Origin of the sequence: Peribacillus sp. NPDC076916 (genome assembly GCF_050269675.1) — a bacterium.
GTDB lineage: Bacteria > Bacillota > Bacilli > Bacillales > DSM-1321 > Peribacillus > Peribacillus aracenensis.
This window is the reverse complement of record NZ_JBNNIU010000001.1, coordinates 886,320-909,263: the sequence shown is the minus strand read 5'-3', so window position 1 is coordinate 909,263 and position 22,944 is coordinate 886,320. Positions and strand designations below refer to the sequence as shown.

Below are 22,944 nucleotides of genomic sequence, written 5' to 3'. Positions count from 1 at the left end.
GGGCTAATGACAAAAATTAAATTTTTTATTCAACAAAGAAAACGTTTACATAATGGGTGTAAACTGTCTATCTTATTATTTAAGGGGTGATTGGATGAAAAGTAAGAAATATGTGTTTTACATATCATTAGCAATCAGCTTAGGCTTAATAGCCATTGGTATATTCATGCCAAGCCAATTAGAGAGTTTTTCTAATTCATCGCTTGATTTTATCTACAATAATTTGGGTTGGTTCATTTTGGGGAGTGTTTTTACTTTCTTTGTGTTTTGTATGTATATAGGACTGTCTAAATTCGGTCATATACGTTTAGGAGAAGATAGCGATCGCCCTGAATATAAAACAGCAACTTGGATTGGCATGTTATTTAGTGCTTCCATTGGAATCAGTCTAGTATTTTGGGGCGTGGCAGAACCTGTTTCCTACTATATTAATCCTCCTTTTGGTAAAGCCTCTTCCGAAGAGTCAGCAAAGCTCGCTTTGCAATTAGTTTACTTGCATTGGGGAGTTTCGGCCTGGGCCTGTTATGCACTTGTAGGAGTTTCTTTAGCATTCTTCCAATTCAGAAAAAAATTACCTTCTTCATTAAGTTCTGTTTTTTATCCCTTAATAGGAGACAAAATCAGAGGCCCCATTGGAAAGGGGATCGATGTGATTGTCATTCTCTCCATCGTCATTGGCATTGCTACGTCACTAGGTTTTGGTACGTTGCAGGTCAACAGTGGCTTGAACTTTCTGTGGAGTCTGCCGATGAATGTTAGTGTTCAAACATCTATTATTGTGGTAGTGACAATTATTTATGTAGCATCCACGGTTTCTGGGCTACAAGGGGCCATGAAACATTTATCCAATCTAAATATGCTGCTAGCTTTTGCATTATTGGCTTTCGTTCTTTTTCTCGGACCGACCCAAACCATTTTTAAAGTCTTTTTCCAAGGGATAGGTGATTACGTTCAAAACTTTGTAGGCATGTCGTTCAGGACTGAGCCTTATAGTGATGAAAAAGGGAATTGGATAGCTAGTTGGACTTTATTTTATTTTGGTTGGTGGATTGCTTGGGCGCCGCTTGTTGGAAGTTTTGTCGCTAGAATATCAAAAGGCAGAACGATTAAAGAATTTATGATGGGTGCCGTATTCATTCCGGTAATAGGATCATTCTTCTGGTTTGCTGTTATGGGGGGCTCAGCCATTCATTTAATTCAAAATATGGGTGAAACAGCACTAGCTACTGCAGTTTCGACCGACGTGACATCGGCATTGTTCAAATTTTTTGATTATTTTCCGATGACTACATTTTTAAGTATTCTAGCTATGGTACTCGTACTGGTTTTCTTTATCACATCTGCTAACTCAGCTGTTTTTGTGTTAGGGATGTTTAGCGAAAATGGAAATCCAAATCCATCCCATTCAATAAAAATAATATGGGGAGCTGTCATTGCGGCAATTTCTATCGTATTGATCATGACTGGTGGTCTGGCAGGTTTGCAATCTGCACTTGTTGCAACCGCTGTTCCTTTGGCGGTGCTAATGCTCATCATGTGTTATTCTACATATAAAGGTCTTAAAGCCGAAATAGGTCTAACAATGGGAAAACAAAATAAAGAATCTGAACAAAAAGCGCCCCTTCCTAAAAAAAAGGCTTTATAAACAGGGGATTGTGTCATCGGTCGAATAATGGACACTAATAAAACGGTGTTCATTATTCGGCTTTTTTATGCTTGGAGGAAGTTATTCTTCGTCAGGATTCTAATGATAGGAATAATAATACAGATGATGACTTTAAAGTTCAGTTTGGATACAGGAGGCAGCGATGAAATACGAGATTATCTTATTTGATGTTGATGATACATTGCTAGACTTTGGAATATCGGAAAAAAAGGCACTGCATGAAGTCTTCTTGGAGTTCGGTTTGCCCACAGGGGCGGAGGACTATGCGGGATGCTACCAAGAAATCAGTCAGGTATTATGGAGGGACCTGGAACAGGGGCTTATTGATTTAACAAATCTGGGAGTGGAGAGGTTCAAGCGATTGTTCCTGAAGCATGGGCTTGATATCGATGCAGATGCGTTCAGCCGTGCATACCTTGGACATTTGGGAAAGGAAATACATCTTCTGCCTGGGGCTTTAGAGGTTTGCGAGAAGCTTGGAGGATGCCGGCTGGCTATTATAACAAATGGCTTCACGACAGTGCAGACAGCAAGAATCGGGGGGTCACCCCTGTGCAATATCTTTGAGACTTTGATAATTTCCCAAGAGGCTGGGTTTCAGAAGCCTGATAGGGGGATTTTTGATTATGCATTTTCCAAGTTAAAGATCACGGATAAATCGAAAGTGTTGATGGTGGGTGACTCCTTGACATCAGATATACAGGGCGGTTTGAATTATGGAATGGATACATGCTGGTACAATCCCCATCAAAAGGATAATAATCTCGGAATCAAGCCCACCTATGAAATCCGGACGCTCACTAATCTTTTGGAGATTGTAGGAAGCAAGGAAGTATAACGAGGTATATGCGTTCTAAAAAAACAGAGGCCGCTCGTCCGAGTGATCGGACTTGCAGCCTCTGTATTACTCATGCCAGAGATTTTAGTATCAGTTCAAATCCAGCTCATGTGGGTTGAGTGTTTGATCCTTTTCAATCCTTTTGCTGAAATGTGGTGATAATATACAAAGCGCCACGGAAATTGCGAGACCTGCCATCATGAATCCGCCAAAAACCAAAGGGGATGGGCCATATGATTCCGCCATGGCAGTCCAGATGAGCGGACCGAAGCCTGCAATGGCTGCCGCGACCTGATAACCGACAGATAATCCAGTATAACGGACCTTGGCTGGAAAGAGCTCCGAGAATAGTGTCCCTTGTGTCGAAAAAATGGCTCCCCAGATGACGCCGAGTACAACTGCCTGCATAATGTAGAACCAGCCGACCCCACGCCCAATCAATGTGAAATATGGGATGGCCAAAAGGAAAAGGAGAATCAGGCCCCCAAAATAGATGATTTTTCGATTAATGAAATCTGAAATGTAACCAATGACAGGAATGGTAATTAGCATTGTAGCGCAGCCAATCGTTAAACCGGTAAGGGCTGAATCTTGGGAATAACCAAAATACAATGTAGTAAAGACGAGAACATAGGACATGATGAATACATTGAAGAACCCGTCCCCAATTTTTAGTCCGATTACTTGGAGCACACTTCTCCAATCGTGTTTCAACGTTTCAATAATGGGAACTTTCGCAAGATCACCGCTATCTTTCTGTTGCTGGAACTCCGGCGTTTCTTCAATGCCACTCCTTACCCAGATTGCCAATGCGATCAGTATACCGCTTAAAAGAAATGGAATCCGCCAACCCCAAGCTAAAAATTGGGCATCTGTTGTCAAGGAACTGATAAGGGTTAGGCTGAATGAACCGGCAACCAAACCGATGGGGACCCCTAGTTGGGGAATGGATCCATATAACCCACGGACACCCTTTGGAGCAGATTCCGTTGCCAATAGGATGGCTCCGCCCCATTCACCTCCCAAGGAAATTCCTTGAATCAACCTCAGCACCACCAAGATGGCGGGGGCGGCCAACCCAACCTGGGCATAAGTGGGCAGAACACCGATAAGCATTGAACTCCCTCCCATACCAATAAGGGTGAACATGAGTGCTGCCTTCCTTCCGATGCGATCACCCATATGGCCGAATAGGATACTTCCGATTGGACGGGCAGCGTAACCAGCCCCGAAAGTGACAAAGGCGAGAAGAAGTGAAATCGCCGGATCATGATTGGGAAAGAATAGAGTTGTAAAAACTAGGCCTGTTGCTGTCCCGTATAAATAGAAATCATACCACTCAATAACGGAACCAGCTAAACTAGCGAAAAGAACTCGACTTTTTTTCATGGAAATGCTCCTTTAATGCGTAGTATTTCATCAAAATTGTTTACAGCAATAAATAAAGCTGAAATGAACAAAAATGATGCTTAAGGAATATAAGTAAAAAAATGGATTATTTAGATTATTTTAGAGGGGTTATCCATGCCGGTCAACATATTTCTGATTTTTCTGAAAAAATGAAGCGAATAACTTAGCTCTCACCACCTGTATTGGAATATATTTCATTCTAAAGTAATGGAAATAATGATTTGAACTTCCCGGATAAAATGAAAAAGTTTTAACTAAGGAGGAGAATTAAACTCAAAACATTTAGAATTTTTCATGTATAGAAGAGTGGCAAAGTGGAAATCATGTGGATAAGGAAATGAAAAAAGAGGAAAGGATAAGATTTCAAGAAATAATAATAATCTCCAAGTTATTTAGTATAATAGAAAAAAGGTTAAGGAGTTGGTTTCGTATGGAGAAGCAATTGCCAGGAACATCGCTTGAACCTGAAGAGATGGCTGAAATGGTTTTAAAAAAGGCCCTTAGTGATTACCGGAGAGCACAAATCGAAAAAGAAATCGATGACTCATTAAGAAATCGAGATAAGGAAGAGTTCCTTCGTTTAACTGAAATATTGAAGGGGATTTCATGAAATTTCATACACTGTGAAAAAGACAAGTAGTAATGATATTGAAAGTACACCTGAAAGCCAGCAGGGCTCGATCATTTAAATATGATGTAGATGAAGCTTTATATAACTGGAACATTCTAATTAAATAGCAATCTATAGTATTATAACATTTTACATTGTAAGCGCTTTCTTATATAATCAAATAAAGAAAACGATGGAGAGTAGATGTAAGTGGACTACGGCGGAATACACGGGTATTAGTGGCTGAAATGTTCATGCACCGGGATAATGACTAAAAGGGGGAAGAGATATGAAAAAGGATGGAGTGTCGTTAATCGAATTTGTTCAGGAGGATCGATTTGAACTCAGCTCCTACATTACTTCTTTATTTAACAAACTGAATGACTATGTTCCCAAAAGTCTTAAAGATAAAAGGTGAATGACAATAAAAAACGGGTCAGGAAGATCTGCATGACTTCCTGATTCATTTTTTATTTTGTTTTTGGGATTTAGAGTTCTGAGGCCCAAAGTCAAAGGTACAATAATGGACAATGATAATCGTTATCGACTAAAATGTTTCATTATTAGCATATCGATTGGAGTTGTTCATAATGTTCGTTCAGATGAGGAAAATGGTAGTAAAAGAGGAAATGCGGACCAAGTAGTAAAACGGTTCAGTGGGGAAGGGATCATTGAAAGGCAGGATGGGTTCAGCGATTTAAGTGTGATCGTGAAAAAAGTGCGACGCGGCGATGAAGAGGTCATCATCATGATCAATTGGTCGGAGGCATATTTGAAGCAGTGGGAAAAGAGTGAAGCCCATATCGCAGGCCATAAAGCAAACCTTGGGAAACCAAAGCCTGAATATATCGTCAGTTCGGAAGGATCATTATATGAAGTGAAGGCTATTAAAAAGGCAGTGGACAACTTACTAGCCTTTTTTTGAATTCCGTACATTAGAAAAGTTAAGTTACTGGGTGGAATATCCCATTTCTCAACTATCGCGTCGTATAGGGATGCGGAATGGTGGCCGTTCACATACAATAGCTTACCTTCACTAAAATTCAGGCTCCCTTTATGGGTGCCTCTTTTTGTCGATGGAATCATCTCAAAATAGGTTCAGGTTATTCCTATTCTATTGATATAGTAAAATATTTTTTTAGAATGGTGACTTTGATGGGAAATTGAAGAGTGGGGGACCAGGAAGGTCGTTTAGTATGTGGATATTTATGAACTTATAAGGGGGTTAATTCTAAGGATGGCTAGGATTCCTAAGATAAAGTCAACTAAGTTTAGAAATATTAATATTTAAAAATACCCTTCAGATGTCTTTAAAGTAGTCGTTAGTTCCTCTGAAATCAAACCGGTCCCAGCAGATTTCGATTACGATTCGTGCGCCAGGATAGGCGTTCACCTTTTCCTTCAGGTGGAACTGAAAGAAATGAAAACGATTTCATTTGATGACGGTTCTTATATTGGCTTGATGATAAAAAAATATATTAAGTGGACCTTAATGAAAGGCGGAAACATTGAAAAGAAAAAATTCGTTATGGAAGATGAGCTGATCATCCGCAAAACTTGCGGTTCCAAATTGGAAAAAAGCTTGAATGTATAAAAATGTTTGGCAAGATTGCTATGTTAGTAATAGAAGGCTCCCTTTTATGGGAGCCTTATACGTTTGAGAGAGATTCAGGTTTATTCACTCAACACCACTAGGATTCTTATCTGGTGGAAATATCAGACTAAGCCACAGGTGTTGCAGGAGCTTCACTGACATCATTCTTAAATTAATGTAAGCTTTACCCTAAATATTTGGAAACGTAAATGATGTTTGTGAATCCCATTCATCTTGAATGTGGAATTTTTGAATGTTTAGGGCTTTTTAATTGGCTTTATTTTTCGGTTCAAAGATTTCACTTTTAGTGGATTCCAGTCCAGATGAAATTACAAATACTGTTTGTATTTCTTTAACTTATAGATGACTGTTGGCTGGCTGATGCCCAAATGTTCTGCCATCTCGTATGTGGTTTTACATTTTTTCCATGCTTTTGCAATCAGTTGCCTTTCAACCCTTTCCAGAGTTTTCTTTAAATCGAAATTCTCTTCACAATCCTGTTCGATTGCAAGGAAGGTGGAGTCTTCAGGCTGTTCAATTTGCCCTGTGATGGATTGCGGAAGGTGTTCCGGAAATATAATTGGTTCTTCGATGGTCAGGATTAACCGTTCAATCAAGTTTTCTAATTCCCGTATATTACCGGGCCAATGATAATGAGTCAAAACTTCATACGTCGATGGATGGATTTTTTTGAATTTCTGGTATTTATCACTGGTTTTCTGTAAGTAATGCTGAATTAAGAGAGGGATATCTTCTTTACGTTCATGTAATGCCGGAATCTGGATGGGAATCACATTCAAACGATAAAATAAGTCCAATCTAAACTTACCTTGACTTACCATCTCCTTCAAGTCTTGATTAGTTGCTGCAACCAGGCGGAAGTTAATATGGCTTTCTTTTTTTCCACCGATGCGCTTTATCTTTTTTTCCTGTAATACTTTCAGTAATTTAGCTTGCATGGCAAGTGGGAGTTCCCCGATTTCATCCAAGAAAAGAGTTCCGCTGTCAGCCTGCTCAATCAGGCCTTGCCTCCCTTGTTTATTTGCCCCTGTAAATGATCCCGGCTCATAGCCGAATATTTCCGATTCAAACAAGCTATCAGGTATCGTACTGCAATTCACTTCGATAAAAGGTTCTTTCTTTCGGTTGCTTTGGTCATGAACTGCACGGGCAAAAGTGCTTTTCCCTACTCCGGAAGGTCCTAATAATAGAATCGTGGCATCGGTTTTTGCAACATTATGGATCGTTTTTAAAATATGCTTCGTTTCATTACTTCTAGCAATCAAATAATGGTAATCCAGTTCCTTTTCTCTTAAATCCTCGACTTCGGTTTGATAGCCTTTTATTTTTCGTTGTAATTGTTCAAATTGATCCTGCAATTGCAGAATCTCGGTTTGATCCTGACCATAGCTGATTGCCCTGACGAGAAGTCCGTCCTTATTAAAAATGGGATAGCCAGTCGACATGACAACATGACCCGTTTTCGTTTCCTGCATTATCCGCATCGCTTTCTTTTCTTTTAAAACAATCGCATTGATGGAAGGTGTGAGAAGGCCCTCGCTTTCTAATTGATAGACGGAGGTACCGATATAAGAGTCACTTTCCATACCATAAATCTCCCAAAGCTTTGGGTTGGAATATAAAATGATTCCGTCTTGATCGGTAATGAGAATGTTATTATTCGATGTTTCAATAATCTTATTTAGTTCTTCCTCCAGCATATCATCGTACATACATTCCGCTCCTTTCGGTTTTGGGATGCTGTTTAATTAAAATATAAATTAAATAGTCCAAATAATCAAAAATTAAATCAAAAAACAAGAAAATGATTAAGTTTTTAATCATTTGATGAAACAAAATAATGAAAAGCCTTATATACCGCAGTGAAATAGTTGGCCTGAATCTTGCTTATGTAAAAGGTAAGAAGAGAATTTCCAAACAAGGTGTTATATATGTCCATTCTATTTGAAAAGATGGAAGTTTGTATGACATCTGCCATTGCAGTGGAGTGAAAAATAATAGCAGATTTAGAATTTAGGAGGATGTTACATGATGAAGTATCAACCGAAAGACTCATTCAAATCACCCCGTTTTTGTGGAGTGCGTACGTTTATGCGGCTCCCATTTGTTGAACGGGTAGATGAACATATGGATTTTGTCATTACGGGAATTCCTTTTGATTCCGGGCAATCATTTAGAACGGGTGCGAGATTCGGACCAGAAGCTATTCGCGATTTTTCAATCCTTTTACGTCCTTATAATCCAGAACAAGATATTAATATTTTTGACTATATATCCGGAATTGATTATGGGGATATTCCGATCATTCCGGGGTATATTTCTGAAACATATAAAAAGATCGAGGAAGAGCTTACCCCCGTCATTGAAAAAGGGATCATTCCCATTTCATTGGGGGGCGATCATTCCATTACGCTAGGGGAGTTGCGTGCGATCGTAAAAAAACATGGTCCAGTTGCCCTGCTTCAATTCGATGCTCACTCTGATACTTGGGATAGTTATTTTGATCAAAAGTATAATCACGGAACCGTTTTTCGCCGTGCGATAGAAGAGGGTCTCATCGATGTATCACGATCTCTTCAAATTGGTATGAGGGGCGGTCTGTATGGACCGGAAGATCTTCAGGATGCCCGGGATTTAGGTTTGGGCGTTTATACGACAAACGATTATAAACGTATCGGGGTCGAAAAGATGCTAAGGGTCATTCATGAGCGTGTTGCGGATGGTCCGGTGTTTTTATCCTTTGACATTGATTTCTTAGATCCGGTCTATGCTCCAGGAACGGGTACCCCTGAAGTTTCAGGAGCCAGCATTGATGATGCTTTAGCCTTAGTGAGGGGATTGACGAATATAGATTTTGTTGGATTCGATCTTGTTGAGGTTTTACCATCATACGATCACGGACAAATCACGGCTGCCGCAGCCGCTAATATTGTCTATGAATTCATCACACTCATCGCTCTCGCAAAAAAAGGGAAACTGGAGAAAAAAGAGAGAGCCGGAGATTTGGAAACCCAGCTTAACAAGTAATTCCTCATTTTTACTGGAAAGAAGGAAGGTATCGGTGTAATCCCTTCCTTCCCTCTTTACAAAGCGATAGAACATAACAAGCCCAAAAGGAGATGTGTAAATGCATATTTTGGATATATCGATCATGATTCTATATTTTTCTGTTTTAATCATTGTGGGAGTAATCGGATCCAAACGGGCAAAAACGGCAGATGATTTCATTGTGGCAGGACGTAATCTTGGTCATTTTATGTATTTATCCTGCTTAGCTGCTGTGATATTAGGGGGTGCTTCTACTCTAGGAACAGCAAAGTTAGGTTATCAGTTTGGGATATCCGGTATTTGGCTAGTGGTGATGATCGGGCTCGGAATTATCGCTATCGGGTTGTTTTTAACAAATAAGATATTTAATTTAAAAGTATTGACGATCAGTGAAATGCTTGAGAAGCGCTACAACTCTCAGACAAGATTGATCAGTGCCCTTGTCTCTGTTATCTATACATTCATGCTGACTGTAACGCAAGTGATTGGGATGGGGACGATTTTACATGTTTTGGCTGGCTGGAATTTAACGGTTTCCATGATAGTCGGGGGTGGGATCGTTTTATTTTATACAATATTAGGAGGTATGTGGTCAGTCACCATGACTGATGTCGTGCAATTCGTCATCATGACGATCGGCATTTTCTTTATCATGCTTCCGTTGAGCATCTCTAAGGCAGGAGGGTGGGGCTCGCTTAAAGAGAGTCTCCCTGCATCACATTTCGAGCTAGGCAACATTGGCGGAGAGACAATTTTTCAATATTTCCTACTATTTACTCTAGGAGTAGTTGTTGGCCAGGATATTTGGCAGCGTCTTTTTACTGCACGAACCAAAGCAGTTTCTCGTGGAGGAACGATTGGAGCGGGACTATATAGTGTTTTTTATGCAATTGCAATCAGTATCATTGGAATGTGCGCTTTTATTATCCTTCCCGATTTAGGAGATCCACAAAATGCATTTACCAGCATAGCGATGGTAACTTTACCTGCTGGTCTATTGGGGGTTGTAATTGCGAGCGTGGTATCTGCCCTAATGTCCACAGCTTCAGGAACTTTGCTAGCTTCGTCCACTTTAGTCGTTAATGACATCATTAAAAAATATATTGGTCCAAAAATGAGTGAACGACAATTTTTAAAAACATCCCGAATTACAACTTTAACGATCGGTGTATTGACCATAATCGTTTCGATATGGATTCAAGATATTTTAGTAGCATTGGATGTAGCTTACGCCATTTTATCCGGTGCTGTGTTCTTTCCGATCATCCTTGGTTTCTTTTGGAAAAGGGTCACGGCCACAGCGGCATTTTACTCCATTCTGGCCAGCATGATCGTTATTATTGTGGGATTGATGATAAATGGACCTTCCTCCACTCAACCAATTCTGTACGGGCTTGCTACTAGTTTTGTCGTCATCACTACGATTACCTTCCTAAGTTCCAATAATGATCAAAAGAACAAAAGTGAAGTAAAGCAAGATCTAAAGGGTAAAGCTGACATGGACACAATGGCTAATTGATGGTTCGGCAAAAAAAAGGAAAAATTGAGGAGGAAAGTAAAAATGACAAAGACAATTTCCCTGCAACCGGCAACATTCAATACATTGGAAGAAGAGCGCATTCACAGGAAGCGACGGTTGGCAGCTTCATTCCGTCTTTTTTCAAAGTTTGGTTTCGATGAAGGGATAGCTGGCCATATTACGGTCCGTGATCCTAAATATACAGACCATTTCTGGGTTAATCCTTTTGGGATGCATTTTAGTCAAATTTCCGTTTCGGATCTAATATTGGTTAATCATAAAGGTGATATTGTAGAGGGTGAACATTCCGTGAATGGTGCTGCCTTTGCCATTCATTCTGAAATTCATAAAGCTCGACCGGATGCGATTGCAGCGGCGCATGCTCATTCGGTATATGGAAAGACATGGTCTTCCTTAGGGAGACTATTAGATCCGATTACACAAGATGCCTGCCAATTTTACAATGACCATGCATTATTTGATGATTTTACTGGTGTGGTTTATGCATCCGAAGAAGGTAAGCGCATTGCTAAGGCTTTAGGTCAATACAAAGCTGTCATCCTCCGCAACCATGGATTGTTAACGGTCGGCCAATCTGTAGATTCAGCTGCTTGGTGGTTCATAACGATGGAACGGTCATGTCAAGCTCAGATAATGGCTGAATCTGTTGGTAAGCCGATTTTTATAGAAGAAGAGTATGCAAAGTTAACAGCAGAACAAACAGGAACGGAATATGAGGGTTGGCTGAGTTTTCAGCCTCTTTGGGACAGAATCAGAAAAGAGCAACCGGATTTCTTGAAGTGATCATCATGCACGGCATGATATAGTCGCAACGGATTGCCTTCCAATAATACAGGGAAAAGGGAATCGGAGGGTCTTGAGGAGGTTTTATAATGTCTGGTTCTAAGAAAATGGCACCTTCACTTTATATCAGGGTCGATATACCGGGAAAATACATCAATGAGTTTAAGGAGATTTGTTCAGAAGTTGTTGTCGAGCCATGGGAATTCGGCGAACCTGAACCACAGCCAACAGTTGATTTATCAAAGTTTGATGTCATTTATACGCAAGGGCTTCATGATAATCTTAACATTATAAAAAAAGCTCCTGGGATTAAATGGGTCCATTCAGACACTGCTGGAGTGGAGGCCATGCTGAATGAAGATATAGAAAACAGCGATGTCATCATCACCAATGTCAAGGGCTGCACATCTGTCCCGATAGCGGAGCATACAATAGCGATGCTTTCTTCATTAGCAAGAGGTGTACCGACAATGATCAGAAATCAAATAAACAAAACCTGGGTTGAAATTCCGGTGAAAGATCTCGAGAATGCGACTGTGGGGATAATTGGGTATGGTGATATTGGCTATGAGATAGCAAAGCGATGTAAAGCACTAGGCATGACCGTTATCGGGTGCCGCCGGAATCCCTCAAAGAGGAATAAAGAATACGAACCTGCTGATTTGATAATGGGTATGGATCAAGTGGATGATGTCCTTTCCAGGTCCGATTTTGTCGTCTTGGCACTGCCGTATACACAAGATACCTCATACTTTTTTAATAAAGAACGCTTAAATAAAATGAAAAAAGGCAGCTATGTAATTAATGTCGGCCGCGGCAATACGATTGTGGATGAAGATTTAATCGATTCCTTAAGCAATGGGCACATAGCAGGAGCGGCTCTAGATGTGTTTGAAGTAGAACCTTTACCTAAGGATCACCCTTTCTGGCAGCTGGAAAATGTCATGGTTTCCCCGCATAATGCTTATAACTCTTCCAAACACATAGATCGTGTGATGGAATTATTCCTGAAAAATTTAAAGCTTTTTTCTGACGGTAAGCCCCTAATGAACGTTGTGGAAAAAAAACTTGGTTATTAGTAGTAATGGACTCATTGTAAGAAAATACTTTATAGAATAGTGTTCATTATTGTTGATGAGGACATAAATTGAGAGACTGCAAAAGCCTAGAAAGCTTTGTGGTCTTTTTTATATTTTAGACATTATGAACTAGTAACCGGTTGATTTATTTCATTTATGAAAGATTATATTTCAGAATTGAAATATAAATTAAGGGATTTAGGCGATTTACCTTTTTAATAATCTGAATAATCAACAAATATTATAGTTCTCTGTTTTGGCATGAGAATTGCAATGGTTTAGTATAAATCCAATAAATGAGGTGAAGTCCATTGACCCGTTACGAATATGGCGGTGATGAGTTTATTTTTGTTGAATTAGCTGAGGCAATGAGTCTTGAAACAAATTTTCAAGCAATGGCTATTACTAAGGCGTTACGAAAAGAGAAAGTATCAGGAATTTTGGATATTTGTCCTTCCAATGCTTCCTATATGATTCGGTTTAATCCAGATCTCATTCATCCAGATGACCTAATTTCAAAATTGAAAGAACTTGAACAATATGTTTCCTTGGAAAACTTTGAAATAACTGCACGTGCAGTAGATGTACCCATATTATTTGAAGATCCTTGGACACATGAGGCATTAATGCGTTTTAGAGATCGGCATCAGGATCCAACATCAACAGATATTGAATATGTGGCACATACAAATGGCTTTCATACGAAAGAAGATTTAATTAAATCAATTACGGATGCCCCTTATCTGGTTTCGATGATAGGCTTTGTACCAGGCTTGCCATGGTGCTATCAAATGGTTCCAAACGAGCAGCAAATCGAAGCACCTAAATATGTTCGCCCTCGAACATATACGCCAGAGAGGGCATTCGGATTCGGCGGTTCATTTGCCGTTATATATCCGGTTCAAGGTGCAGGTGGTTATCAATTGTTTGGAACTGCTGCAGCACCGATCTTTCAAAAGGAGCAACGTTTACATGATTTTAAAGAGTCAATGACCTTCCCGAGACAGGGGGATGTTTTTAGATATCGAAGCATTTCCATGGAGGAGTACGAAGATATTCGAAAACAAGTTGAAAATGGGGAATTCCGTTATTTGACGAAGGATATAACCTTTAAACCTAAAGATGTTCTCGGAAATCCAAATGCGTTTTCAGAATCTGTGATAAGGAGGTTATATGCATGATTAAAGTTATTAACCCTGGCCTTCAAACGACTGTTCAAGATTATGGGAGAATAGGCTTTTATGAAGTGGGTATGCCACCATCGGGAGCCATGGATAAATACTCCTTCAGGGCAAGCAACTTTCTTGTTGGGAACGATGAAAATGCAGCTGTTCTCGAGATTACTTATATGGGGCCAGTCTTAGAATTCCAACAAGATGTAACCGTTGCTATTGCAGGAGGGGAAATACCACCAAAAATTAATGATCAGTATGTTCCGATGTGGGAAACATTGGAAGTTAAAGCTGGGGATGTTTTGTCCTTTGATTTTGTTAAACAAGGAGCCCGGGTGTATTTAGCGGTAGCCGGCGGAATTGAAGTGCCGCTTATTATGGAATCACGGTCCACATATACATTGTGCGGAATTGGAGGTTTCGAAGGAAGACCACTTCAAGCTGGGGACTTTTTGAAAATCGGTAATGCAAACCAATCAAAGATTGCGATCGGAACACGCATAAGTGATGAATTAATTCCGGTCTTCTCAAAAACGAATATAATACGTGTTGTTGTAGGATTGTGCAGTTATCGCCTTACTGAGGAAAGTAAAAAACGCTTTTTCTCCATCGATTGGACGGTTACAACGGAAGCAAACCGTGTTGGCTACCGTTTTAAAGGGGAGCGTTTGAATTTCGTAGAGCGTCAACAACCATTTGGAGCCGGCAGCAATCCTTCAAATGTTGTGGATTTAGGGTATCCTATCGGATCGATTCAAGTACCAGATGGTGTCGAACCGATTGCCCTGTTAAACGATGCTGTGACAGGTGGAGGCTATGCGACGATTTGTACAATTATCAGTACGGATTTAGACAAAATGGCACAAATCAAAACAAATGAGAAGGTACGCTTTGTGGCTATTGACATTAATGAAGCCCTCGAGGCAAGAAATGAATACAAAGAAAAAATCAATCAAATGAAAAAACAAGTATTAGGACAAATAGGGGGAATCAATCATGGCTGAACAAAAAACAGTTCTATCACCAATCCCAGGAGTATTTTATCGCAAACCCGCTCCCGATAAGGACGTGTACGTAAAAGAAGGAGATACAGTTAAGACTGGTGACGTTCTTGCTATGGTGGAAGTGATGAAAAACTTCTATGAAATTAAAGCAGAAACAGATGGAGTTCTTGCACAATTCTTTGTAGAGGACGAGGACATTCTAGACGCAGGACAGGAAATAGCGGTAATCATTGAGCAGTAATCAATTTTGAATAAGGAAGGAGGAAAAGTAAATGGGCTATTTTAAAAAGGTGCTAATTGCAAACCGAGGGGAAATTGCTAGGAGAATTATTCGCACTTGTAAAAAGGAAGGTATTCAAACAGTCGCTGTCTATTCTGAAGCCGATGCAGAGGCTCCTTATGTCAGTGAAGCGACTGAAGCTGTATGCATCGGCCCTGCTCAAGCGAAAAAGAGTTATCTTGATATTGAAAAAGTGATTCAGGCAGCAAAAGAAACACATGCAGATGCTATTCATCCTGGGTATGGGTTCTTATCTGAAAATGCGGAATTTGTACGCAGATGTGAGGAAGAAAATATTGTCTTTATCGGTCCTTCTGCGGAAACGATACACATTATGGGCAGTAAGCTTGAAGCTCGTACCCAAATGCAAATGGCGGGCGTAAGGGTTGTGCCAGGTACGGATAAAAGCATTGAGTCAGTTGACGAAGCATTGCTGATTGCGAACGATCTTGGCTATCCACTCATGTTAAAAGCTAGCGCCGGTGGTGGTGGTATTGGGATGCAGCTTGTTCAAAATGATGCCGAGTTAATAAAAGTGTTTGATGCGACGAAGCAACAAGCTACTTCATTTTTTAAGGATGGAACTGTCTTTTTAGAAAAATGGATTTCAAAACCCCGCCATATTGAAGTGCAAATTGTCGCTGATACATACGGAAATGTCTTACATTTATTTGAACGGGAATGTTCAGTACAGCGCCGAAATCAAAAGGTGATAGAAGAAAGCCCTTCGCCATTTCTAAATGATACCCTTCGAAAAGAATTGTTGGAAGCAGCCATTCGAGGTGTAAAACAAATCGATTATACAAATGTAGGCACAATGGAATTCATTTTTGATGAAAATCAAAATTTCTATTTTCTTGAAATGAACACTCGTCTGCAAGTAGAGCACCCAGTAACTGAAGAAATAACAGGAATAGATTTAGTTGAACTACAGTTGAAAATAGCTGCGAAGGAAAAACTGCAGATTACACAGGAAGAGATAAACAAAACAGGACACGCGATTGAAAGCAGACTTTATGCAGAAGATCCTAGTACTTTCTTTCCTAGTCCTGGTGTAATTTCTAGGTTGAAATTACCCGAAAACGATGTAAGGTTGGATTTTGGCATCGTCGAAGGTAGTGCGGTGACCCCTTTTTATGATCCGATGATCGGTAAAATTATTGTTCACGGAATAACACGTGATCAAGCAATCTCAAAAATGCAGGGAGTGCTTGAAGAAATTGAAGTACAGGGAGTTAAAACAAACCTCTTGCTTCTCAAACAAATCATGAAAAATAACCAGTTTATTAGTGGTAATTATACGACTCAATTTTTAGCAGAAAATAAAGTTCAAGTTGAGGGGTGAAAGCAATGTATAAGGTAGATTTGAACTGTGATATGGGTGAGAGCTTCGGCCTTTATGAATTAGGCTATGATGAAGAATTAATGCAGCATATTACCTCGGCTAATATTGCATGTGGTTTTCATGCCGGAGATCCCCATGTTATGAGAAAAACAGTGGAAATAGCAAAGAAATATGATGTAGGGATTGGTGCACATCCAGGTTTTCCAGATTTATTGGGTTTCGGTCGTCGCTTCATGACCTGTACACCCTCAGAAATAAAAGACTATGTAATGTATCAAGTAGGCGCCTTAAGAGAATTCAGTGCAGCAGCAGATGTCAAAATCCAGCATTGTAAACCACACGGAGCTTTATTTATGAAAGCAATGGAAGATAAGACTATAGCACGAGCAATATTAGAAACAATTCATGAAATCGATCCAAATATGATCATATTTGCGCTTAGCCAATCGGAAGTGATGGAAGAAGCTATAAAAATGGGTGTCCCTGTTGCAAAAGAAGCTTATGCTGACAGGGAGCATACTGAAAGCGGGTCCATTTTGCTAACGAGAACAGGCGCACGAATCAATGATTATGAAGAAATGGCACAGCGAGTTGTTCGTATGGTCAAAGAAGGAAGAGTCATCACACACGATGGAAAAGATGTTTCCATTAAAGCAGAGACCATTTGTATACATGGAGATACACCAGGAGCGCCGACTCTGGCTAAAAAAGTTGTAGAAGCTTTAAAGGGGAGTGGCGTCGAGATTGTCCCTATTAATAAGATCATCTAATAAGATACTTGTCCTAAAATGTATATTGGTATAGTAGTGGGGTTCTAATGAATGAACTATGCTCTTTAAAATAGGACAGTCCTAAAATAGGATTAATAGATAGTTGACTAGTAAATGACTCCGGTATTGTATGCCGGAGTCATTCTGTTTAGATCCCAATATAACGGATTGTATTGTAAATGCCTTCTAGACTCTCTTCAATTAATTTGTTAACTTCTCAAACTAAGCCGTAGTTACTTCACTAGTTGTTGAAACAAAGTATAGATATAATTGACCGAATAATCGAAATTATATTTATATTAAAATACTTCTAAATACTTATCCTTAACTAAAAAAAGTATAATAAAATAAAGATTCCGTAATCGGGAGGGGTGAGTAAGTTGATTATTTGGAACGATATTCTTAAACCGATTTCCGTATATGTTAATATACATTGCACCATTGGAGCTGTCATTCAAAAATTATCAAATCAAAAAGCGAATATTGTGTTTGTAAAGGATAAGGGGTCTTTAGTGGGCTATAGTACTATCGAGATTCTAATGAACCAAATTGCTCAAAATGAAGACTTATCAAAGCCAATTATCTATAAAAATGATATTTTAAAAGTCCCACAGTTTTCGCCTGTTGAATTTTTCCATAACGTTACTCTTATTATAGGGGAGGATGCCAATGGAGAAATTATCGGCTTCACTACAATTGAACAGGCCCGAAATCAAATCAGTGAGCTGAATTTGAAGGATTTAAATCTCCTTTTACATGGAGCTGGGGTAGGAATTGTCCGAACGAATATCGATTACCAAATAGAATATATTAATGAAACAGCAGAAAGTATTTTAGGTCTCCACCGCTCATTTTTACAGTTTCGAGACTATAAAATGTTATTAAGTATCGATAAAAATCTTGATAAAGTAATGACTGGGGAAACCCTTATAAATGTGAACGCTTCTATTAATTTTAAATGCACAGTTGGTAACTTTTACCCTTTTAAGATGGAAGATAAAATAAAAGGACTCATTCATATTTTTTTCTCGCGTGAAGTTTTCGAGGATTCTGTTAAAGAATTAGACTTTGTAAGAAATCTGAATTCTGATTTACAAACGGTATATGCTTCTTCCCAGGAACAAATACTCGTCATTGACGGAAGCGGAAAAATCATTCGAGTAGCGGGAATGTTTCTTCACGATTTTTGGAAAGTGGATAATCCAGAAAACATAATTGGTAAGAATATAAGTGAGTTTACAAGAAAAAACATTTTTCAGCCTAATGTTTTTGAACTATGTCAGAAACAAAAGAAAAAGGTTACATCGATTCAGGATTCTATGGGAAAAAGTAGAGTCTGGTCTGTAGCTACCCCGGTGTACCATGAAGGGAAATTAGAAAAAGTAGTTGTACTTTCAAGGGATATTACACAAGAAAGTTCCTCAATTCATTATCAGTCGGACGAAGGTTCTCAAACTCTACAAGATCATGATGATTTTAACAATAAACAACTTGTTTATCGTTCGAAAACAATTGAGCGCTTAGTAGTAGAGATAAAGCGAGTAGCCCAATTTAATTCGACTATTCTACTGGAAGGTGAATCCGGTGTTGGGAAAGAAGTATTTGTCCACCAAATTCATTCAGCCAGTCCTCGGAGTAACCAGCAGCTAGTCCGGATTAACTGCGGTGCTATTCCAGAGAATCTCATTGAAAGTGAATTGTTCGGTTATGAGAAAGGGGCATTTACTGGTGCAGATAAAAATGGGAAAGCAGGGTTGTTTGAAATTGCTAATAACAGCACGCTTTTTCTCGATGAAATTGGTGAACTCCCTTTAAATATGCAAGTGAAGCTATTGCGTGTGTTGCAGGAACGAGAAGTGACTAGAATTGGCGGGACCCATCCAAGACCTGTAGATGTTCGAATTATAACGGCAACCAATAAGGACTTACAAGAGTTGGTGAACCAAGGTGAATTCAGAGAGGATTTATACTACCGACTATATGTTATTCCATTTAATATTCCGCCATTGCGTGAACGAAAAGATGATATCTTTCCCCTCGCCATTTATTTTTTGGAACAATTTAAAAAAATGTATGATATCAAGAAAAGTTTCACCCCAGAAGCCATTGAAGTTTTAGAGACATATACATGGCCGGGAAATGTAAGGGAACTTCAAAATATAGTGGAGCGCTTAACATTATTGGGAGAGGGGGAATGGATTAAACGGGAGCATGCATTGAAATTTTTGTACGGGGAAGTTCAAAAAAAGAAAAAACAACTATTAGTTTTAGAATTAATGCCGCTTAAAGAAGCGGTAGAAGAATTAGAAACTCAACTTATTCAAAGAGGGATGCAAAAATACGGCACTGCCGATAAATTATCTAAGGTACTAGGTGTTAGTCCTGCGACAATAAGCAGGCGGATGAAAAAGCTGAAATAACAAAGGGGGCGACAAGTATTGTTTAATTTGCCTGAAACTCATTTTAATTTCGGGGGAGACGAATACATTTATGCTGAAATTTCTCGTGAAATGAGAATTGAGAGTAACTTTAAAGCAATTGCGGTGACTGAGGAGCTGAGAAAAAGAGAAATTCCAGGCATTATTGATATTGTTTCATCCAATGCCTCCTATTTAGTTCGTTATAGTCCGGACATCGTCTCAGCAAGAGATTTACTGGATTATTTAAAAGAAATAGATTTAAAGAAAAGTAATCCTGAAAAATTAAATTTATCAGTACGAATAGTAGAAATTCCAGCATGGTACGACGATCCAGTGTCAAGAGAATATTCCCTGCGTTTTAAGGGCAGACACCCGGCCCCTGAGTTAACAGATTTTGAATATGTGATGAAAGTAAATGGGTTTACAGACAAAGAATCATTTATTGAAACTCATTCAGAGACACCTTATTTAATTACGATGGTTGGATTTCTGCCTGGAACGGGTTGGCATTTTCCGCTTGGATTAAAGCCAAATGAGATCATTCAAGCACCAAAATATTATAGTCCCCGTACAGAAACGCCGGAAAGAAGCATTGGTATAGGTGGTGCGTTCAATGTGATTTATCCAGTCAATGGACCAGGCAGCTATCAACTAATAGGACGATCAGCTATCCCTTTAGTAGATAAAATAAACCCTTTAGAAGAGACTTCTTTTTTGGCAAGACCCGGAGATATATGGAAGTATCGTCCTGTTAAGGAATCTGAATATAATGAGATCGAAAGCAATGTAAGTGCTGGAACATATATTAATAAAGTAAAAGAAATTGATCTTTCGCCACTTGAATATGTACAAAAGGGAAAAAAATATATCGATGAGCTCATGGAGGGTTTTTAAATGATAGAAATTAAGGAGCCTGGGTTATGGACCACGGTACAGGATATGGGACGCGTCGGGAAGTATCATCTGGGTGTACCGCCATCAGGAGCAGCTGATAAATATTCATTTATTATTGGAAACCTTCTAGTAGGAAATCCAGCTGAATTTGCATCACTTGAGATGACATTATTAGGGGGAATGTTTGAAATTCATAGAAATTTAATTATCGCCCTTACAGGTGCTCCAATGGAAGCATACTTAAATCACCAACGATTATCTTTCTGGGAAACCCATCAAGTAAAAGAAGGAGACATCTTAACGATAAAAGCTTGCCAACAGGGGGTGAAAAGCTATTTAAGTATCTCTGGTGGCATAAAGGTTCAAGATGTTTTAGGTAGTAAATCAACCTATGAACTAAGCCAGATTGGGGGCTTTTATGGCAGAAAGTTAGCTGTAGGCGATAGAATACAGATTAATGAACCACTGCCAGGAGCTTCAAAACAGGTTGGTAAATCTGTTCCACTAGAATTCGTCCCAACCTTTGATGACTTTCAAGAATTACGTGTCACGATGGGGTTATCAGGTTACTTGTTGAGCGATCAAGGGTTAAAAACTTTCCTCAATTCGGAATGGATCGTTTCGCATGAATCCAACCGGGTCGCTTACCGATATACTGGCCCAAGTGTGACATTCACTGAGCAATATCCACCATTCGGTGCAGGAACTAGTTTTTCGAATGTAGTTGATTTTGCGTATCCTATAGGATCTGTTATGTTTACAAATGAGGAAGAACTGATTGTTTTACATAATGATGCAATGACGGGTGGTGGTTTTGTCACAATAGGCACCGTCATAAGCCAAGATTTAGATTTAATTTCTCAATCTAGACCTTTATCGAAATGTCACTTTATCACAGTTACCATTGATCAGGCCATCCAAGCGAGAGTGGAGAGGAGGGGAAATATGGAAAAGTTGTTCAACCTTATTAAAAGGTAAGTAATGATTTAAACTTTGGACAAACATAATAAAACTCATATCTATAACAGGAGCAAAGTGTATGAGTGTATATGAAGAGGCTCAAAAAACACTCGATAGCAGAAGCGGAAATCAAGAGCTTATTGTCAATAAAGAGTTTAGATTATAGTCGTTCCAATAAATATGTACTTTCGATTCCAAGGAATATGATTATTACGTGAGCATATTTTAACTTGTTGGGTTGCTCTTTTTTTTTATTAATGCAATATACCGTTTAAAAGCCCCCTCTTCATCTTTTTCTTGTATAGGACAATCTCTGATCAGGAAAAGCTGGGTATAAGGAGGCGATGTATGAATGGGTACTTTCGAAGTTATTTCCCTAATGCTAAGCTTTGGCATGTTTGTAATTGCTATTCTTGATTTTAAAAATCATGACAAGAATCCTTGAAGATAATGATGGCCGGCCGATTATTTTGATCATTAATGGAAGCGTTTTTAAAAAATAGCGGATTAGGTATTGCCTCGATTTTTAAACTTGCAGAGAACACCATCATGAGGTGTTCTTTTTGTTTGGCCCTTTTCGTAAAGATTGTTGTTTTTAAAAACTAAACGATTTAAGGTTGATTGGAGCGCAAGTGCGAGACTCCTGCGGGAGCAGCGGGACAGATGAGACCCCAGGCGTTTACGCCGAGGATGCTCACCGCCCGCCCTGCGGAAAGCGAGCATCTGGAGGGGAAATCAACCACACCGCTTTACTTGGTAAATAGCACCAAAGTATGCGGAAACAGTCTTTTGTTTTCACTGAGAAAATAGCATATTCCATTCATAGGCTTAGTCATTTTTGACAAAACAATGATATACAAGTAAAGTTTCTAATAGACCGGTTGATATAATTTTAAGGAGTGATCCAGCTATGGCAGAAAAACGAAACTCGAAAGATATTCTTATTGAAGCTGCTTCCCGACTTTTTCGGATACGTGGATATTACGGTGTAGGGCTCAAGGATATCATCGAGGAAAGTGGTATCCCAAAAGGTTCGCTGTATCATTATTTTCCGAAAGGCAAAGAAGAATTGGCGATCGAGGCGATTATTCATACAAAAGAATTCGTGATAGATGAAATTGAACGGGGATTTGATGAAATTGAAGACCCAATCAAAGCCATTCAGTCTCATATTTTTCATTTATCCGAGGTATTTGGTGATAGTGAAAATCTATTAGGACTGCCAATCGGGACGATTGCAGCGGAAACATATACGACGAGTGAGCAGATAAGAACGGCCTGTCAAGAAGCGATAGAAGATTGGCAATCCATATATGTGAAGAAATTACTCGAGGCGGAATTCAGTGAGAAACGGGCAAAAGAATTGAGTATCGTAATTAATGCTTTAATCGAAGGCGGTATCCTTTTATCCTTAACGGCGAAAAACGGGGAACCTCTCCAAGCCATTGCGGAACAGATACCATTATTGCTGATAAATAAATAAGTCATGGGAAATTATCTTAAGCTTAGG

21 protein-coding genes and 1 pseudogene are annotated in these 22,944 nt (G+C 39.2%); 20 read left to right on the top strand and 2 right to left on the bottom strand.

Going from position 1 to position 22,944, the window contains the following annotated elements:
- The first annotated feature begins 94 nt into the window (after positions 1 to 94).
- Both ACQKFG_RS04485 and ACQKFG_RS04480 read left to right on the top strand, forming a co-directional pair.
- Positions 95 to 1,645, top strand: a complete 1,551-nt coding sequence (locus tag ACQKFG_RS04485) for a BCCT family transporter (RefSeq protein ID WP_427556575.1) — start codon at positions 95 to 97, stop codon at positions 1,643 to 1,645.
- Between the two features lie 163 nt (positions 1,646 to 1,808).
- The gene (locus tag ACQKFG_RS04480; RefSeq protein WP_427556572.1) at positions 1,809 to 2,504 is read left to right on the top strand and encodes a YjjG family noncanonical pyrimidine nucleotidase; all 696 of its coding nucleotides are present in this window, start codon (positions 1,809 to 1,811) and stop codon (positions 2,502 to 2,504) included.
- A gap of 90 nt (positions 2,505 to 2,594) precedes the next feature.
- On the opposite strand, the gene ACQKFG_RS04475 is transcribed toward ACQKFG_RS04480, so the two are convergent.
- A complete protein-coding gene (locus ACQKFG_RS04475; RefSeq protein ID WP_427556569.1) occupies positions 2,595 to 3,893 on the bottom strand; it encodes an MFS transporter in 1,299 nt (432 codons plus the stop codon).
- Between the two features lie 451 nt (positions 3,894 to 4,344).
- On the opposite strand from ACQKFG_RS04475, the gene ACQKFG_RS04470 reads away from it, so the two are divergent.
- The 4 genes and pseudogenes from ACQKFG_RS04470 to ACQKFG_RS04455 all read left to right on the top strand — a co-directional run bounded on the left by ACQKFG_RS04470 (position 4,345) and on the right by ACQKFG_RS04455 (position 6,118).
- Positions 4,345 to 4,524, top strand: a complete 180-nt coding sequence (locus ACQKFG_RS04470; protein ID WP_098370899.1) for an IDEAL domain-containing protein — start codon at positions 4,345 to 4,347, stop codon at positions 4,522 to 4,524.
- A gap of 289 nt (positions 4,525 to 4,813) precedes the next feature.
- Complete coding sequence (locus ACQKFG_RS04465; protein ID WP_260287369.1) at positions 4,814 to 4,942, top strand: hypothetical protein; 129 nt, start codon at positions 4,814 to 4,816, stop codon at positions 4,940 to 4,942.
- 172 nt (positions 4,943 to 5,114) lie between these two features.
- A pseudogene (locus ACQKFG_RS04460) lies at positions 5,115 to 5,449 on the top strand (antibiotic biosynthesis monooxygenase).
- Positions 5,450 to 5,944: 495 nt separating this feature from the next.
- Entirely contained in the window at positions 5,945 to 6,118 is a 174-nt protein-coding gene (locus ACQKFG_RS04455; RefSeq protein WP_427556565.1) for a hypothetical protein, read from the top strand.
- A gap of 329 nt (positions 6,119 to 6,447) precedes the next feature.
- Here ACQKFG_RS04455 and ACQKFG_RS04450 read toward each other — a convergent pair whose 3' ends face one another.
- Positions 6,448 to 7,851 (bottom strand): sigma-54 interaction domain-containing protein, encoded by a 1,404-nt coding sequence (locus ACQKFG_RS04450; protein ID WP_427556562.1) that lies wholly within the window; start codon positions 7,849 to 7,851, stop codon positions 6,448 to 6,450.
- 316 nt (positions 7,852 to 8,167) lie between these two features.
- Between ACQKFG_RS04450 and speB the strand changes: the two genes are divergently transcribed.
- The 14 genes from speB to ACQKFG_RS04380 all read left to right on the top strand — a co-directional run bounded on the left by speB (position 8,168) and on the right by ACQKFG_RS04380 (position 22,917).
- Entirely contained in the window at positions 8,168 to 9,166 is a 999-nt protein-coding gene (gene speB / locus ACQKFG_RS04445) for an agmatinase (protein ID WP_342615123.1), read from the top strand.
- A gap of 100 nt (positions 9,167 to 9,266) precedes the next feature.
- Positions 9,267 to 10,706, top strand: coding sequence for a sodium:solute symporter (locus tag ACQKFG_RS04440; protein WP_342615124.1), 1,440 nt, complete (start codon positions 9,267 to 9,269; stop codon positions 10,704 to 10,706).
- A 24-nt stretch (positions 10,707 to 10,730) separates the two neighbouring features.
- Entirely contained in the window at positions 10,731 to 11,510 is a 780-nt protein-coding gene (locus ACQKFG_RS04435) for a class II aldolase/adducin family protein (RefSeq protein WP_427556558.1), read from the top strand.
- Positions 11,511 to 11,599: 89 nt separating this feature from the next.
- Positions 11,600 to 12,589, top strand: coding sequence for a D-2-hydroxyacid dehydrogenase (locus tag ACQKFG_RS04430; RefSeq protein ID WP_427556555.1), 990 nt, complete (start codon positions 11,600 to 11,602; stop codon positions 12,587 to 12,589).
- A gap of 311 nt (positions 12,590 to 12,900) precedes the next feature.
- On the top strand, positions 12,901 to 13,770 hold the full coding sequence (locus tag ACQKFG_RS04425) for a 5-oxoprolinase subunit B family protein (protein WP_349729232.1): 870 nt from the start codon (positions 12,901 to 12,903) through the stop codon (positions 13,768 to 13,770).
- Complete coding sequence (locus ACQKFG_RS04420; protein WP_342615127.1) at positions 13,767 to 14,765, top strand: biotin-dependent carboxyltransferase family protein; 999 nt, start codon at positions 13,767 to 13,769, stop codon at positions 14,763 to 14,765. Before ACQKFG_RS04425 ends, ACQKFG_RS04420 begins: the two co-directional genes overlap by 4 nt.
- Positions 14,758 to 15,006, top strand: coding sequence for an acetyl-CoA carboxylase (locus tag ACQKFG_RS04415; RefSeq protein WP_323599577.1), 249 nt, complete (start codon positions 14,758 to 14,760; stop codon positions 15,004 to 15,006). Before ACQKFG_RS04420 ends, ACQKFG_RS04415 begins: the two co-directional genes overlap by 8 nt.
- A gap of 31 nt (positions 15,007 to 15,037) precedes the next feature.
- Entirely contained in the window at positions 15,038 to 16,390 is a 1,353-nt protein-coding gene (locus tag ACQKFG_RS04410) for an acetyl-CoA carboxylase biotin carboxylase subunit (protein WP_427556551.1), read from the top strand.
- A gap of 5 nt (positions 16,391 to 16,395) precedes the next feature.
- Positions 16,396 to 17,160 (top strand): LamB/YcsF family protein, encoded by a 765-nt coding sequence (locus ACQKFG_RS04405; RefSeq protein WP_192207956.1) that lies wholly within the window; start codon positions 16,396 to 16,398, stop codon positions 17,158 to 17,160.
- Between the two features lie 371 nt (positions 17,161 to 17,531).
- Positions 17,532 to 19,580, top strand: a complete 2,049-nt coding sequence (locus tag ACQKFG_RS04400) for a sigma-54 interaction domain-containing protein (protein WP_427556547.1) — start codon at positions 17,532 to 17,534, stop codon at positions 19,578 to 19,580.
- Positions 19,581 to 19,598: 18 nt separating this feature from the next.
- Positions 19,599 to 20,474 carry a 5-oxoprolinase subunit B family protein gene (locus ACQKFG_RS04395; RefSeq protein WP_353871521.1) on the top strand — a complete coding sequence of 292 codons (876 nt, stop codon included), beginning with the start codon at positions 19,599 to 19,601 and terminating at the stop codon, positions 20,472 to 20,474.
- The gene (locus tag ACQKFG_RS04390) at positions 20,475 to 21,452 is read left to right on the top strand and encodes a biotin-dependent carboxyltransferase family protein (RefSeq protein ID WP_427556543.1); all 978 of its coding nucleotides are present in this window, start codon (positions 20,475 to 20,477) and stop codon (positions 21,450 to 21,452) included.
- 334 nt (positions 21,453 to 21,786) lie between these two features.
- A complete protein-coding gene (locus ACQKFG_RS04385) occupies positions 21,787 to 21,879 on the top strand; it encodes a putative holin-like toxin (RefSeq protein WP_220126990.1) in 93 nt (30 codons plus the stop codon).
- 465 nt (positions 21,880 to 22,344) lie between these two features.
- Positions 22,345 to 22,917, top strand: coding sequence for a TetR/AcrR family transcriptional regulator (locus ACQKFG_RS04380; RefSeq protein WP_192207960.1), 573 nt, complete (start codon positions 22,345 to 22,347; stop codon positions 22,915 to 22,917).
- Positions 22,918 to 22,944 lie beyond the last annotated feature (27 nt).

Coding starts and splice junctions, on each gene's coding strand:
- ACQKFG_RS04410 (WP_427556551.1), top strand. CDS start 15,038: ATGGGCTATTTTAAAAAGGTGCTAATTGCAAACCGAGGGGAAATTGCT.
- ACQKFG_RS04470 (WP_098370899.1), top strand. CDS start 4,345: ATGGAGAAGCAATTGCCAGGAACATCGCTTGAACCTGAAGAGATGGCT.
- ACQKFG_RS04440 (WP_342615124.1), top strand. CDS start 9,267: ATGCATATTTTGGATATATCGATCATGATTCTATATTTTTCTGTTTTA.
- ACQKFG_RS04415 (WP_323599577.1), top strand. CDS start 14,758: ATGGCTGAACAAAAAACAGTTCTATCACCAATCCCAGGAGTATTTTAT.
- ACQKFG_RS04485 (WP_427556575.1), top strand. CDS start 95: ATGAAAAGTAAGAAATATGTGTTTTACATATCATTAGCAATCAGCTTA.
- ACQKFG_RS04455 (WP_427556565.1), top strand. CDS start 5,945: ATGAAAACGATTTCATTTGATGACGGTTCTTATATTGGCTTGATGATA.
- ACQKFG_RS04420 (WP_342615127.1), top strand. CDS start 13,767: ATGATTAAAGTTATTAACCCTGGCCTTCAAACGACTGTTCAAGATTAT.
- speB (WP_342615123.1), top strand. CDS start 8,168: ATGATGAAGTATCAACCGAAAGACTCATTCAAATCACCCCGTTTTTGT.
- ACQKFG_RS04480 (WP_427556572.1), top strand. CDS start 1,809: ATGAAATACGAGATTATCTTATTTGATGTTGATGATACATTGCTAGAC.
- ACQKFG_RS04405 (WP_192207956.1), top strand. CDS start 16,396: ATGTATAAGGTAGATTTGAACTGTGATATGGGTGAGAGCTTCGGCCTT.
- ACQKFG_RS04385 (WP_220126990.1), top strand. CDS start 21,787: ATGGGTACTTTCGAAGTTATTTCCCTAATGCTAAGCTTTGGCATGTTT.
- ACQKFG_RS04450 (WP_427556562.1), bottom strand. CDS start 7,851: ATGTACGATGATATGCTGGAGGAAGAACTAAATAAGATTATTGAAACA.
- ACQKFG_RS04430 (WP_427556555.1), top strand. CDS start 11,600: ATGTCTGGTTCTAAGAAAATGGCACCTTCACTTTATATCAGGGTCGAT.
- ACQKFG_RS04465 (WP_260287369.1), top strand. CDS start 4,814: ATGAAAAAGGATGGAGTGTCGTTAATCGAATTTGTTCAGGAGGATCGA.
- ACQKFG_RS04390 (WP_427556543.1), top strand. CDS start 20,475: ATGATAGAAATTAAGGAGCCTGGGTTATGGACCACGGTACAGGATATG.
- ACQKFG_RS04380 (WP_192207960.1), top strand. CDS start 22,345: ATGGCAGAAAAACGAAACTCGAAAGATATTCTTATTGAAGCTGCTTCC.
- ACQKFG_RS04475 (WP_427556569.1), bottom strand. CDS start 3,893: ATGAAAAAAAGTCGAGTTCTTTTCGCTAGTTTAGCTGGTTCCGTTATT.